The organism is Streptomyces sp. NPDC092370 (assembly GCF_044755265.1).
GTDB lineage: Bacteria > Actinomycetota > Actinomycetes > Streptomycetales > Streptomycetaceae > Streptomyces.
Genome location: NZ_JBIVQO010000001.1, coordinates 352,285 through 365,920 on the forward strand (window position 1 = coordinate 352,285; position 13,636 = coordinate 365,920).

General features: G+C 70.6%; 10 protein-coding genes, 1 tRNA gene and 2 pseudogenes. 8 read left to right on the top strand and 5 right to left on the bottom strand.

Features of this window, described 5'->3' with window-relative positions; all coding sequences use genetic code 11:
* Positions 1 to 50 precede the first annotated feature (50 nt).
* Positions 51 to 434 (top strand): VOC family protein, encoded by a 384-nt coding sequence (locus ACIQHQ_RS01575; RefSeq protein ID WP_402609001.1) that lies wholly within the window; start codon positions 51 to 53, stop codon positions 432 to 434.
* A gap of 843 nt (positions 435 to 1,277) precedes the next feature.
* On the opposite strand, the gene ACIQHQ_RS01580 is transcribed toward ACIQHQ_RS01575, so the two are convergent.
* Positions 1,278 to 1,350 (bottom strand) — tRNA-Arg (locus tag ACIQHQ_RS01580).
* Positions 1,351 to 1,671: 321 nt separating this feature from the next.
* Here ACIQHQ_RS01580 and ACIQHQ_RS01585 point away from each other — a divergent pair.
* The 6 genes from ACIQHQ_RS01585 (at position 1,672) to ACIQHQ_RS01610 (ending at position 9,233) form a co-directional block, all read left to right on the top strand.
* A complete protein-coding gene (locus ACIQHQ_RS01585; protein WP_402609003.1) occupies positions 1,672 to 3,279 on the top strand; it encodes a dynamin family protein in 1,608 nt (535 codons plus the stop codon).
* A 3-nt stretch (positions 3,280 to 3,282) separates the two neighbouring features.
* Positions 3,283 to 5,109 carry a GTP-binding protein gene (locus ACIQHQ_RS01590; protein WP_402609005.1) on the top strand — a complete coding sequence of 609 codons (1,827 nt, stop codon included), beginning with the start codon at positions 3,283 to 3,285 and terminating at the stop codon, positions 5,107 to 5,109.
* Between the two features lie 424 nt (positions 5,110 to 5,533).
* Positions 5,534 to 6,010, top strand: a complete 477-nt coding sequence (locus ACIQHQ_RS01595; RefSeq protein ID WP_402609007.1) for a single-stranded DNA-binding protein — start codon at positions 5,534 to 5,536, stop codon at positions 6,008 to 6,010.
* Between the two features lie 278 nt (positions 6,011 to 6,288).
* The gene (locus ACIQHQ_RS01600) at positions 6,289 to 7,698 is read left to right on the top strand and encodes a Cys-Gln thioester bond-forming surface protein (RefSeq protein WP_402609009.1); all 1,410 of its coding nucleotides are present in this window, start codon (positions 6,289 to 6,291) and stop codon (positions 7,696 to 7,698) included.
* Between the two features lie 228 nt (positions 7,699 to 7,926).
* Positions 7,927 to 8,472: a hypothetical protein gene (locus tag ACIQHQ_RS01605; protein WP_402609011.1), complete on the top strand. Its 546-nt coding sequence runs from the start codon at positions 7,927 to 7,929 to the stop codon at positions 8,470 to 8,472.
* 551 nt (positions 8,473 to 9,023) lie between these two features.
* Entirely contained in the window at positions 9,024 to 9,233 is a 210-nt protein-coding gene (locus ACIQHQ_RS01610) for a DUF2180 family protein (RefSeq protein WP_344456402.1), read from the top strand.
* Between the two features lie 86 nt (positions 9,234 to 9,319).
* On the opposite strand, the pseudogene ACIQHQ_RS01615 reads toward ACIQHQ_RS01610, so the two are convergent.
* The 4 genes and pseudogenes from ACIQHQ_RS01615 to ACIQHQ_RS01630 all read right to left on the bottom strand — a co-directional run.
* Positions 9,320 to 9,694, bottom strand: a pseudogene (locus tag ACIQHQ_RS01615) (transposase); the annotation flags it as partial.
* Between the two features lie 185 nt (positions 9,695 to 9,879).
* Positions 9,880 to 10,266 carry a hypothetical protein gene (locus ACIQHQ_RS01620; RefSeq protein WP_402609013.1) on the bottom strand — a complete coding sequence of 129 codons (387 nt, stop codon included), beginning with the start codon at positions 10,264 to 10,266 and terminating at the stop codon, positions 9,880 to 9,882.
* Positions 10,267 to 11,352: a CU044_5270 family protein gene (locus tag ACIQHQ_RS01625; RefSeq protein ID WP_402609015.1), complete on the bottom strand. Its 1,086-nt coding sequence runs from the start codon at positions 11,350 to 11,352 to the stop codon at positions 10,267 to 10,269. It abuts the gene before it with no gap.
* Positions 11,349 to 11,993 (bottom strand): RNA polymerase sigma factor, encoded by a 645-nt coding sequence (locus ACIQHQ_RS01630; RefSeq protein WP_123990613.1) that lies wholly within the window; start codon positions 11,991 to 11,993, stop codon positions 11,349 to 11,351. The genes ACIQHQ_RS01625 and ACIQHQ_RS01630 overlap by 4 nt, the downstream gene beginning before the upstream one ends.
* A gap of 872 nt (positions 11,994 to 12,865) precedes the next feature.
* Between ACIQHQ_RS01630 and ACIQHQ_RS01635 the strand changes: the two are divergent.
* A pseudogene (locus ACIQHQ_RS01635) lies at positions 12,866 to 13,186 on the top strand (UTRA domain-containing protein); the annotation flags it as partial.
* Positions 13,187 to 13,636: the final 450 nt, after the last annotated feature.

The following is a 13,636-nucleotide window of genomic DNA, read 5'->3' on the forward strand; positions in this document are numbered from 1 at the left end:
TGAGCGCAACTCGATGGCGTCCGGAGTGGAAGTAGGGAAGGCTCGCGCGCATGGTTTCGATATTGCATAACGTGGCGATTGACTGTGCGGATGCCTACGAGTTGGCCAGGTTCTGGAGCAGAGTGACTGGCCGTCCGCTACATCCGGAGGACAAACCGGGTGACCGGGAGAGTCAGGTGCTGCTCGCGGAGGGCCCAGTGCTGTACTTCAACCAGGTGCCCGAGTCCAAGAAGATCAAGAACCGCATCCATCTGTGTTTGCGCCCTGAGACATCGCGTGAGCAGGAGGTGGAACGGCTGCTCGGCCTCGGTGCCACCTTTGTCACCGATCACCGGAACCCCGATGGCTCTGGCTGGGCAGTCCTTGCTGACCCCGAAGGCAACGAATTCTGCGTTCTTCGCAGCGAGTCCGACCGAGCCGCGGTGGGTTCCTGACGCCCCGCCCCGGCCCACCAGCCACCCGGGAACCGGCAGCAGATCCCGCACCCGACGCCCACTCGGCATCGCTCATGTCCGAGTCGTACCGGAGCCGACGCTCCGGCCGGTCGGCAGCGTTACTGAACCGATGGGCGAGGCAGTCACACCCAGGAGTGGACGGACCGGACCCGGCAACCACGACCACGCGACACTTCGACAACAGGGCCTCTTGCTTCTCGCTGGACTCGACCACCGCGAGCTACCAAGAGGCCCTTCCTTCATGCCTCGACGCCGGCCAACTCACCCGATCCAGCACCCTGTTCGAACCGGACCGAGCACACGAGCGGATAGAGAACAACCAGTCAGGCCTCAAGGCGAGACCGGCGGCATCCTCGCCGGTTCCGTCATCCGTCGGGCGTGGCGCAACGCCCGAAAGGCCGTACTGCCCCCGCACGTCTTCGAGTCACCCACCGGACGGCGTGTCTACGACAACCGGAACACGCGCCTGACGAAGTGGCTGAACGACGGGATTCCACCCGCCCAGGTGGCCGAGTGGGCCGGAAACAGCGTTGCCGTGCTCCTGGCGACCTACGCCCGCTGCGTCGAGGGCCAGCTGCCAGACCTGAAGGGGCGGCTCGAAGCTGCCGGAGATCTCCCCGAGCGGCCGTCCGCCGACTGACCTCGCGGCCCGCAGAAACTTCGACACGTATTCGACACGGCCACCCGCAGGAACCCGGTAACAGCCGGACAGCCCCGGAGCCCGCCCTTGATCATCAGTGGGACGCCCGGGGCTTCGCCGCGCCGCCCCGCACCCACCCTGACCAGCAAAAAGCCCTCCCTCAAAGGGAGGGCGGAGACTTGCGCCCCCGGCAGGACTCGAACCTGCGGCCAAGCGCTTAGAAGGCGCCTGCTCTATCCACTGAGCTACGGGGGCCGGGTGTGGTGGCCTCTGTCGTGGTGCCCTGGTGTGGGCCGATCCGTGACGTTGCCGGGGACAAGGATAGGGCTCCCGCGTCCTCGTCCCTGTTGCTTCGCCTCCGTGGCTCGATGTGGAGGTTCAGTGAAGCGGTCCTGATAATCGCAGGCAGGTACGAATCGTGCATCGCTTTTGGCGTCAGAGGCATCGGGTGTTGTGCACTCGTTATGCCTCGAGCGCGCCCGTGTCCCAGTCACCCCTTCCGTCCCTTGTGTTCTGTCGGCGCGCAGACATGCTCATATGCTTCAGAATTCCCCTAAAATTGGGCATTCTTCACATGTGGTGACCTTGGACGTACGGCCTCAGCTGCTCGACGCACTCTCCGCCCTGCGCGACCGTGTCGCCGCCGCACGCTTCCCGCTGCCCCTGGCGGGGGCCCCACGCGCGCGTGCCAACCGCGACGAGCTCCTCGCGCAGCTCGACGACTACTTGGTGCCCCGCTTGCGGGAGCCCGAAGCGCCGCTTCTGGCCGTCGTGGGCGGGTCGACCGGAGCCGGGAAGTCGACGCTCGTGAACTCCCTCGTTGGACGGCGGGTCAGCGAGGCGGGCGTGCTGCGGCCGACGACACGCACCCCCGTGCTGGTCTGCCATCCGGAGGACCATCACTGGTTCAGCGGGATGAGGGTGCTGCCCGACCTCACCCGGGTGTGGGTCGCCCAGCCGGACTCCACGGACGACCTGCTGCTCCCCGGCGAGAACCCCGCGCGCGTGCTGCGCGTCGAGACCGCCGAGACCCTGCCGCCCGGCCTCGCCCTCCTCGACGCACCCGACATCGACTCCCTGGTCGCCGACAACCGCGTCCTGGCGGCCGAACTCATCTGCGCCGCCGACATCTGGGTCATGGTCACCACCGCCGCCCGCTACGCCGACGCCGTCCCCTGGCACATGCTGCGCACCGCCAAGGAGTACGACGTCACCCTCGTGACGGTCCTCGACCGCGTGCCCCACCAGGTCGTCAACGAGGTGTCACGGCAGTACGGGGCCCTGCTCACCAAGGCCGGACTCGGCGAGGTACCGCGCTTCACCGTGCCCGAACTGCCCGAGTCCGCATGGGGCGGCGGGCTCCTGCCGGCCTCCGCCGTCGCCCAGTTGCGCACATGGCTGGTCCACCAGGCCCAGGACCCCGCGGCCCGGCAGCACGTCCTCGCCCGCACGGCGTACGGCGTCCTCGACTCCCTCAAGTCCCGGATGCCCGAGCTGGCCGGTGCCGCCGCCGCGCAGCACGCCGCCGCGCTGCGGCTCACCTCCGCCGTGGAAGGGGCGTACGACAGCGAGCAGGCTCGTGTGCGGGGCCGGTTGCACAGCGGCGCGGTCCTCGCCGGGGACGCGCTCAAGCGCTGGCGCGCCTTCCCCCTGGACTGCACGGCGGCCGAACTCCTCGACGCGCTCGTGGAGAGCCTCAGCGCGCTGCTGCTGTGCGCCGTCACCGCCGCCGACGAGCGCGTGGACGATGCCTGGCGGCGCGAACCGGCCGCAGGGGCACCGGAACTCGCCGCACGTGACACCGGCGCCGACAGCGCCGAGCACCGCATCGGGCTCGCCGTACGGCGCTGGCGCCGCGAGCTGGAGGAGCACGCCGAGGACGAGGTGCGCGAACTCGACCGCAACCTCGCACCCGACCCCGAACTGGTGGCCGCCCTGGTCGCCACCTCCCTGCTGGGCGGCCGCCGGGGCCGGATGGCCGGTGAAGGGCTCGCCGAGCGGATCGGCGCCCATGGGGCGCTGCGGCTGCGCGACCGCGCCGGGCGGCTGCTCACCGAGCACGTAAACCGGGTTCTGCACGCCGAACGCGAGCGCCGGCTCGCCCCGCTCGACGCGCTCGACATCCACCCCGAGCCCCAGGCCGAACTCATCGCCGCGCTGTCCGTACTGCAGAAGGAGAGGTGACCGGTGACCGCCGTCACTGACCAGGACCCCACCGAGCACGCCGATCAGCCGGACGACGGGACCGGCAGGAAGGGGGCCGCCAAAAGCCCTTCCCGGGACGCCTCGGGCGGCGATCGCGCGGCGCGTACCGACTCGGCGGAGGCCTGGGACGACGGGCTCATCGCGCGCCGGGTCAACGAGACAGCCGAAGGAGACCGGTTCCCGATGACGGACCACCGCTCCGCCGTCCCTCCGACGGTGACCCCGCTCGTGTACGAGGGGCCACTGCGCTCCCGACTGGAGGCTCTGCGCGAACTCGTCGGGCTCTCCCGCACCCGCCTCGACAGCCGGACCCTCTCGGAGGCCGGCCGCGTGCTCGACGAGGCGTCGGCGCGCCGCAGGCTCTCCGGGCAGCACACCGTCGTCGCCATCGCGGGCGCCACCGGCAGCGGCAAGTCGCAGCTGTTCAACGCGCTCGCCGGGGTCACCATCTCGGAGACGGGCGTACGCCGTCCCACCACCGCCGCCCCCATCGCGTGCAGTTGGAGCGACGGGGCCGCCGGCCTCATCGAACGGCTCGGGATCCCGCCCAGGCTGCGCCGCCGGCCGCTGCCGACCGGGGACGGCGAGTCGCCGCTGCGCGGACTCGTCCTGATCGACCTGCCCGACCACGACTCCGCGGCCGTACAGCACCGGGAGCACGTGGACCGCATCCTGGCGCTCGTCGACGCGGTCATCTGGGTCGTAGACCCGGAGAAGTACGCCGACGCCGTCCTCCACGAGCGCTATCTGCGGCCGATGGCGGCGCACGCCGAGGTCATGTTCGTGGTCCTGAACCAGATCGACCGGCTGCCCGGCGAGGCCGCCGAGCAGGTCCTCGACGATCTGCGGCGGCTCCTCGACGAGGACGGCATCGCCCTCGGCGAGTACGGCGAACCGGGCACGACCGTGCTGGCGCTGTCCGCCCTCACCGGGGACGGCGTCGGCGAACTGCGCGAGGCACTCGGCCAGTTGGTGTCCGAGCGGGGGGCGCCCGCCCGGCGTATCTCGGCCGACGTCGACTTGGCGGCGGCGCGGCTGTGGCCCGTCTACGCCACGCAGCGGCGAACCGGGCTGAGCGAACAGGCCAGGGAGGAGTTCTCCGACCGGCTCGCGGACGCGGTGGGCGCCACGGCGGCGGGTGAGGCGGCCGAACGCGCCTGGCTGCGCAACGCCAACCGCGCCTGCGGCACCCCCTGGCTGCGGCTGTGGCGCTGGTATCAGGACCGCGGCGAGCCCACCACGGGCCGGCTCCCGTCGCGCACGCAGGCCGACGAGGAGGCCACCGCCCGTCAGCGGGTCGAGCAGGCGGTGCGGACCGTCGCCGACCGGGCCTCGGCCGGGCTTCCCGCGCCCTGGGCGCAGGCGGTGCGCGAGGCGGCCGTCCGCGGCTCGCAGGGGCTGCCCGAGGCGCTGGACGAACTGACCGCGCAGGCGGGCGTGCCGACGGGGCGGCCACCGCGGCCGGGGTGGTGGCCGGTGGCCGTACTGACCCAGGCGTCCATGACGATTCTGCAATTCCTGGGCGGACTGTGGCTGCTGGGGCAGATCGTCGGGGTCATGTCGCCGAACCTGGGGGTGCCGGTGTTGCTGATGGTGATCGGCATCGTCGGCGGCCCGCTCATCGAGTGGAGCTGCCGGCTGGCGGCCCGCGGCCCGGCCCGGCGCTACGGCCTGGAGGCGGAACGCCGGTTGCGGGAGGCGGCGGCCGGGTGCGGGAGGGCCCGTGTCCTGGACCCGGTGGCGGCGGAACTGCTGCGGTACCGGGAGGTTCGCGAGCAGTACGGAAGGGTGGTGGGCGCGGGGCGGTGAGCCACGGCGGTGAGGCCGTGGGCGGATGGTGTGGCGCGGGGCGGGCGGTGAGGCGCAGGCGGCAAGCGGCAGGCGCACGCGGCAGATGATGGGTGACAGACGGCGGATGACGCCCCGGCGGGGAGGCGGCGGGTGATGCCCCGGCGGGGAGGCGGCGGATGGTGCCCCGGCGGGGAGGCGCGGTGGGCGGTGACTGCGGGGTGAGGCGGCTGTGACGGGCCGCGGAGGTGCCGTCGTCGCGGCTTGGGCGCCAGCAGGCGTCACCCCTGTGGATGGCGGAGTTGTCCACAGGGCGGGGGGTGGTCCACAGCGCTCAGCGGGCTCGGCCCGGCGGCGGCAATCTGGCAGACACAGCCGTACGGGACAGGCCCGTACGCGTGTCGGCCCGGTGCGGGTGCTGGTCCGGGCGAGGGAGGGGTTCTCGATGAACGAGACGATGGTGTGCGCGGTCGGCAGGGTGGCGACGCAGCCGGTGTACCGGGAGGTGGCGTCCGGCCCGTCGGCGAGGTTCCGGCTGGCGGTGACCGCGCGCTACTGGGATCGCGAGAAGAACACCTGGACGGACGGGCACACCAACTTCTTCACGGTGTGGGCCAACCGGCAACTGGCCACGAACACGGCCGCGTCGCTGACGGTGGGAGAGCCCGTGATCGTGCAGGGCAGGCTGAAGGTGCGCACCGACGTGCGCGAGGGGCAGAACTGGACGTCGGCGGACATCGACGCGGTGGCGATCGGCCACGATCTGGCCTGGGGCACCTCGGCCTTCAGGCGCGCCGCCAAGACCGAGACCGCGCCCTCGTCGACGCAAGGCGAGCCCAACTGGGAGACAGCACCGCCGGGTTCCGCCGACTCCGCGGGCGCGCAGACTCAACCCGAGCCGGAAGCAGCCGCATTGGCATGACAAGCAGTCGTCGACGCGGCTGCCCGAACTGTGGCTTATCGACGAGTGTGCACCGAACAGTCAGGGGTGGATTTGTCGATAAGCCCTGCTCACCTGCGCACTTGGCGATAACGATTCCGAGTCGGATCACTCGTCCGACCGTCTGACCGGCGGGCGGCGTCCCCCGCGTCCCTAGGATGCCGGACGTGGCTCTCGGGACTCTTGCGTCCGGTGAGGCTCTGATTCTGCAGGTGGGACCGTCCCCCCACGTCAACGGGTCCTGCTCGAAGGGGAATTTGGTGTTTGCTTCGTTCTCTGAGCTGTTCGTACGAAGGCGAGGAGCGGCTCGCCTCGCCACCGCGACGGTGGTGTCCGGGCTCGTCGCCGCCGGCGGGCTGGCCGGTGCAGGCCGGGCTGCCGCCGACGAGACGACACACAGCCAGGGCGGAGCGGCCGCGACGATAGGCGGCCTCAAGACGTACGGCGCGGCCGTCATACACGCCGGCACCGGCGACCAGGAGATCTCGGCAGGACTGTTCGAGATGTCCGTCGACGGCGGCGGCATGCTCCAGACGTACTGCGTCGACCTCCACAACCCGACCCAGCGGGACGCCAAGTACCACGAGACACCGTGGAGCGGCACGTCCCTGGGCGTCAACAAGGACGCCGGCAAGATCCGTTGGATTCTGCAGAACTCCTACCCGCAGGTGAACGACCTCGCGGCGCTGGCTCGGAAGGCGGGCGTGCGCGGCGCGATGACCGAACAGGACGCGGCGGCCGGTACGCAGGTGGCGATCTGGCGCTACTCGGACGACGTGGCCGTCGACGCCCTCGACCCGCAGGCCGAGCAGCTCGCGGACTACCTGGAGAAGAGCGCCCGCAGTCTGCCCGAACCCCGCGCCTCGCTCACCGTCGAGCCGCCCGCGGTCTCCGGCCGTCCGGGGGAGCGGCTCGGACCGGTGACGGTGCGCACCAACGCCGGCAGCGCGACGGTCACCCCGCCCGCGGACGCCGCGACGAGCGGGGTGCGGATCGTCGACAAGCAGGGCAAGGCGGTCACCGCGACGTCCGACGGCGGGCAGGTGTTCTTCGAGGTGCCCGAGGACGCGGCGGCGGGCACGGCGGAACTGACCGTGCAGGCCTCGACCACCGTGCCGGTCGGCCGCGCCTTCACCTCCGAGAGCCGCAGCCAGACGCAGATCCTGGCCGGCTCCAGCGAGTCGACGGTGTCCGCGACGGCCGGGGCGACCTGGGCGAAGCGGGGACCGGTCCCGGCGCTGACGGCGGCGAAGGACTGCGCCGGAGGCGGGGTCGACATCATCGCGTCCAACAAGGGCGACGAGCCGTTCACGTTCGAGCTGGCCGGTCTGGAGCACACCGTCGCCGCGGGCGAGTCCCGCACGGTGACGGTCCCGCTCCAAGAGGACCAGGCCTACGACTTCACGATCCACGGCCCCGGCGGCTTCGAGAAGCGCTTCACCGGCACGCTGGACTGCCGGACCCGCGGCAGCGACACCGGCATCACCACCCAGACCCTGAGCGACCCGAGCCCGATGACCGTGGGCGGCACGGCCTCCGACACCAACCTCGCCGAAACGGGCAGCTCCGGCATCACCCCCCTGATCGCGGGCATCGCCATCGGCCTGGTCCTGATCGGTGGAACCACCCTGATCGTGCTGCGTCGCAGGGAAGCGGCGGCGGGGGAGTGACGACGGTGAAACGCCGGTCGACGGACAGCTCCGGCAGCTGACGGCGGCCGGCGTTCAGCCGAGGACGAGCACGACCTCCTGGTCCAGGCGGGCTGTGACGGCGGCGACGAGGCGGCGGGTCCCATCGACACGCCGCCGTGGGACAGGATCACTGCCCTCGCGAGGAGGGTGGTGCTCATACCGGAATTCTGTTGCGCTCGTGGCATGATCATGCGAAAGGTGGTGCGCATGATGCGACCCGTGCGTGCGCTGCTCCCCCTTCTCTTGCTGCCAGTTCTCCTCACAGGATGCGCCGCGGACGAGAACGGTGGGACGGCCGCCGACAGCGCCGCCCTCGACGCCGCCGCTCGCGTCTGGGGTGTCGCACCGGAACTCGTCCATGTCACCGAGGTCTCCGGCTACACCGTGTCGCAGCCGTCGGTCGGCGAGTACAAGGGCGAGTTCTCCGCCGCGTATCTGTCTGAGAAGGGTGCCGGAAAGTTCGGCCTCTTCGCGGGTCGCGGCACGATGACGGCGGAGAGCTGTCCCAAGCAGCCGCTGGGTGAGGTTTCGGCCAAGCAGGTCACCTGTGAGCACGACGGCGACGCCTGGTACCGCACGGCAGGTGACAGCCATGCATACGCCGTGCCCGACGGCGGCGTGCTGATTCATCTCATCGCCGACGCTGACAAGGTCGACCGCGCCGTTCTGCGTAAGGCGGCCGAGGCGGTCCACCGCCCGGACGACGCCGAATTGGCCGCACTCCTGCCGGCCACCGACGGCGCGAACACCTGAGAGGACGGTACGAAGTCGACGGCCGGCCTCTTGTGTGAACGGTGACCCGATGGTCGGAAACGTGCCAGGTCGAGCGGGGGCCCACAGAGAACACCGGGCACCGAGTCGGCGGTCAATCAGGACGCCAGCACCTCTTAGCCGCAGGTCAGCGCGGCAATCAGTACCGGAGCACACGAGCTTCCCAAGCTGAGAGCGCGAGTTCGATTCTCGTCACCCGCTCCGTGATGAAACCCCAGGTCAGCGACCTGGGGTTTGTTTTTTGTCGAGAGACTGTCCCGTAAGTCCCGTCTGGCCGACATCGGAGACAAACGCGCAGTTCGCCGCCTTCAAGCGGGAAGCGGACGCCCGCCGTCGTGCTGTTCCCCGAACGGCAGCAGCAAGATCAGCGGGCAGGCCCAGCCGCGCCCGCACGATCGATCAGATCCTAGGTTTGACAAAGTCTAATCTTAGGCCTAGTTTGCAAGCCTCTTGAGCAGGTGCGTGTGGCCTGGGTGAGTTTGTTCGTGTCGGCTGGCCGCCGCCCCGGCTCCCTACTGAAATCGGAGTTGGACATGAGGTGCTACGACTGCCTCCAGGAGGCGCGCAGCGACACCACCGGTATCGGTGTGTGCTCACGCTGCGGCTTGGCTACCTGCGAGAACCACGCCCGCGTACGTCAGGCACAGGTCACCCGCCAGATCGGCATGGGCGCTTCGTACGGCCGTATCCCGGCGCGCAGGGTGGTGTGCCACACCTGCGACATGGCCGAGACGGCGCACTGACCCGCATGGTGCGCTTATCGCACCCGCCCCGTTCGCCAATGCGCGCAGTCCATTCCGAGCACGCACTCATCGCCTGCTCGGACGCCCGGGAGTTCCTTGCCCTTGGCGCGGCGGTGCGGGATGACGAGTCCGGTGCCCTGGTAGCCGCCGTCGGCGATGGTTGTGGTGTGGCCGACGGCGTCCCTGGCGCCGGATTCTTCCCAGCCGCGGGAGTCGTGACGGTTGCCGGGCACGGGCCGGCCGACTATCACGACTGCCCGGGTGTCGACGCCGGTGTCCAGGACGGCGACGTTGACGCCCTTGCCGTCGTATCCGGCCGCCCAGGCGGCCGGGGCGCCGATCTGCGCGACGCCGCCGCCCGCCTCCCCGGCCTTCGCGCCGTGTTCGTCCGCCGGAGCTTTGAACCGGCCGTCCAGCCAGACCCGCGCGACTCCCTGCTCCTCGGTGAGGGCCTGCCACATGTCGTCGGCCCCGGCCTTGGGCACGGTGATCGCGGCGCCCGCCACACTGGGCAGCTCCCGGCGCACGGTGGCGTCCGCGCCCGCGACCAGTGACTTCTGTGTGCTCCTGCGCTGGGCGGACTTGCCCTCGTACGACACGATCAGCGGGAGCGTGCCGCGCCGGGTGTCGTCGTAGCCGGCGCGTATCAGGCCGCTGACATCGAAGGCCTCATGTCCAGGACGCCTTGGCCGATCAAGGCGGCTGCGTCGGCGGGAACGACGTACTGATCGCCCCCGACGCCGCGCACGGACACCGGGACGTGCTCACGGCCCGGTGCCCGCCGTACGCCCGTCACCCGGCCCCGGGCGTCCAGCCGGACCCGGTCGCCGGTGAGGAGGGTGACGTACCGGCCGGCCGCGGAGGCGGAGCCCGCGGTCCGCGCGCCGAGGGCGGAGCCGCCGGGCGCCGCGACGGTGGCGGTGTCCTGTGTCCGTAAGCCGAGGCCGGAGCCCGTGGCCGCCACCGAGACGCCCGTCATCAGCCTCGCCAGCAGCAGGGCGGCCAGCGAGGCGCTCGTGGTTCTGTCGCGCATTCAGCTCGCCTGCCCGGGGACCTGCTTGCTGGCGTCGACGACCGCGCGCTCGGTGATCGCGCTGGTGTGCGTGACGGTACCGACCTCGAGGGGATTGCCCGCCGTGGCCTTGACCACCACGATGCGCTCGCCGAGGAAGCGCAGCGTCTTCTTGTCGAAGATCCACTCGGTGCGCTCACCGGTGCCGGGGTCCTCCCGCGCGATCGCGACCCCGTGCCGGCCCGTGGCGTCGACCGCGTCGTTCACCGCGACGACGCCGGGGATCTTGGCCGCGGCCTTGTAGAGGGCGGCGCCGACCTCGGCGGGCGGGTAGCTCGCGGTCAGCAGATCGCCGATGGCGACGAAGGCGGCCTGGTCGCGCGGGACTTCGGGGTCCCGGACGGCGTCCGACGCGCGGTAGATCCGCTGGAGCAGCGTGTCGGGGTCGGTCGGCAGCTCGGCCAGGGCGTTGTAGGCGCTGCTGAACGGGGTGTCGCTCTTCAGGGTGATGCCCTTGTCGCTCGTCTTGCCGGCCTCGATCAGCCAGCCGTCCCTGCCGTCGAGGGAGTTCCAGACCTGGCGGGAGTGCAGCTCGTCGCTGACCACCTCACTTTTGTCGCCATCGGTCTCGATGTAGGTGTCGGCCACCTTCGAGGCGATGTAGATGTACTGGCCCTTGCGCGGGGTGGGCGCGGAGGTGTCGGCGGCGGCCAGGGAGATGCGTTCGAGGAGCTGGGGGGCGCCCTTGGGGTCGGCGACGCCGATGCTGGTGGTCAGTGCGGGGCCGGTGGCCAGGGCGGTCTTGCCGCCGTCGGTCCCGCCGCCGGTGAGGGCGAGGCCGCCCACGACCGCGCCGGCCAGGGCGAAGGCCGCGGCGGGCAGGAGGATCGTACGGCGCAGGAACGGGTTGGAGCGCTTCACGGGCGCGACCGGAGAGGTACCGGACGTGCGGGAGGAGGTGCGGAGGTCTTCGTGGATCCGGGCCATCATCTGCTCCTTGTGGAACTGGTGGCGGCCCGCCGGCAGATCCCGCTCGGCGGAGGGCAGCAGACTCTGCGTCTCCGTCCACTCGGCCGGGTGGGGCCGGTGGGAGGGGCTGGCGTTCATCGGTTTCCTTCCTGTGCGGACCGGACCGCGTATCCGCGATCACCTGTTATCTGCCGGTTCGTTCGGGTGGGTTCCCGTTTTTCTCCGAGCAGTTGCGCGTCGGCGAGCTTGCGCAGCTTGGCGCGGGCGCGGGAGAGGCGGGAGCGGACGGTGCCGACCGGGATACCCAGGGCGCGAGCCGCCTCGGCGTACTCCATCCCCTCCCACAGGCACAGCGTCAGGACCTCACGCTCGGGGCGCTTGAGCAGGCTGAGGGCGGCGAGCGTGGCGTTGATACGGCGCCGGTCGTCCAGGCGTCCGGCGGTCTCCTCGGCGTGGTCCTCGACCCGTTCCTCGGCGGCGTGCGCGGCGGCCGCGGCGCTCGCCGCGTTGCGGTAGCGGCGGTTGCTGCGGTGGTGGGAGCGGGCGACGTTGGTGGCGATGCCCAGCAACCACGGCCGCAGCGAGCCGCCCTCGGCCTCGACCGAGGCCCGGCGCCGCCACGCCTCCATGAAGGTCGTCGACATCACGTCCTCGGCCAGCGACCAGTCGGCGGTCAGCCGGAAGGCGTGGTTGTACACCGCGCGGGCGCACGCGTCGAAGAGTTCCGCGAAGGCGTCCGGATCTCCGTTTCGCACCCGGGTTCGCATATCTGTGGTCACGTCTTGAACTGACGTACGGTGCGGGCGAGTTCCGGTGAGACACGTCACAGCCGTCGTACAGGTCACCGGGGCGGTGACCGCACGAGGACTCGGTGGACATGGCAGCCGCTCAGCCGCGCACCGCTCAGGCTGCGAGGCCCGAAAGCAAGGCGCCCGATCTGATGCGGGACCCGGTCCGGGGGTGCGCAGGCTGGTCGAGAAGCTGTTGGAGGTATCGAGGCCGAACGCGGGCGCGGAACAGGCTGATCCGGCAACGCCCACCGGCACGGGCGGGTACCGGTCTCACCGACGGTGAACGGCGCCGTTGTCGTCGTACGCAAACCAGGCCCGGGCTTCGGCAGAGCTGCTCGCCCACGGGCCGCAACACTTGCGGACCGGAGCGGCCGAGAACCGACGGGACCAGGGCCTCGGGCTGACGATCGCGCCAGTCTGGCACAAGCCATCCAGGCGCGCCCGGAGAAGATCTCCCTTCCCGACGATGCTCCGCCCTGTCCCCCGTGCAACAGCCCCTGTGGTCGCGCGGCCTGGTGCTCGCCGGGCAGGACGACGACGGCCGACGGACCTGCCGGACTTCGTGGCGGTGCACATGTAGTGGCAGTGGGCGGACCGACCAGGCGATCCGTTGGAGGTCGCCCAGCACCGGAGCTGTTTCGCTGACATCCAACTCTGACATCAACAGGGCCGGACGGCGGCATACAGCAACATCTTCGGACGACCGCCGGACATACCGACGACGGCCCAAGGGGCGGGCGTTGATCGAACTTCTAATGCGGTGCTCACGAACGAGCGCCCTCCCGGACCGTGGAAGGGCGCTCAATGGTGACCAAAGTCGACATGTGCCAGCAGCTCGGCAGCAGGTCATGACGTTGAGCCGGCTGTCGACGAGTTGGGAACCGTACGACCTCACCGCAGGCACCCTCGTCGTTCTCCTCGAGGGAGGCCCGCACGCCGGGGCCGGTGTCGTGAACCGCATGGCCGCGATCGGTGTCGCCGTCAGTCACGCCGTGGAACAGCCCGAGCCGCGACAGGCGACCGCCGAGGAAGCCTGCCTACTGGGCATTCAGAAGGCAGCGCTCGTCACGCACATCCGGCGGACGTACTACAGCGACCAGGGACGTCCAGTCGAGACGGCGGACATCGTGGTACCGGCAGCTCACTGCGAGATCGTGTACGAGATCCCTATCAACAGGTAGGCGCAGCGACCCACCGGCTACGCGGCAGCACAATGGCTCGCTGCCGCGGCTACAAACGAATCCATGGCCTCCCTCGACACCTCCGCCCTTAGTGTCAACTCTGCCTCATCCGATGCCTCTTCGATGACGATGGACGTCTCGAAGGCAGCCATGGCACGGTCTACGACCAGGTCTGGCACGCCCGTAAGCCTGAGTCGGAGTAGGCAGGCCCTGCTCGCCGTGCGCGCCTCGAAACAGGCGTCCTTGGCCTCACGGTACGTGTCGTTACCGGTCCCGTAATCACGCCTCGTGGACCAACGCCAGATCTGCCGGCGGCGTAGCTCGACGAGCGCCTCCGCCAGATCGATGATGGCCGTTCGCTGCTCTTGCCTCTGGCGTTCCCGGCGGGCGAGATCAGCAGCACGATCGGTATGGCGTCGTTGAAGGACCCCCGTGACTACGGATCCGCCT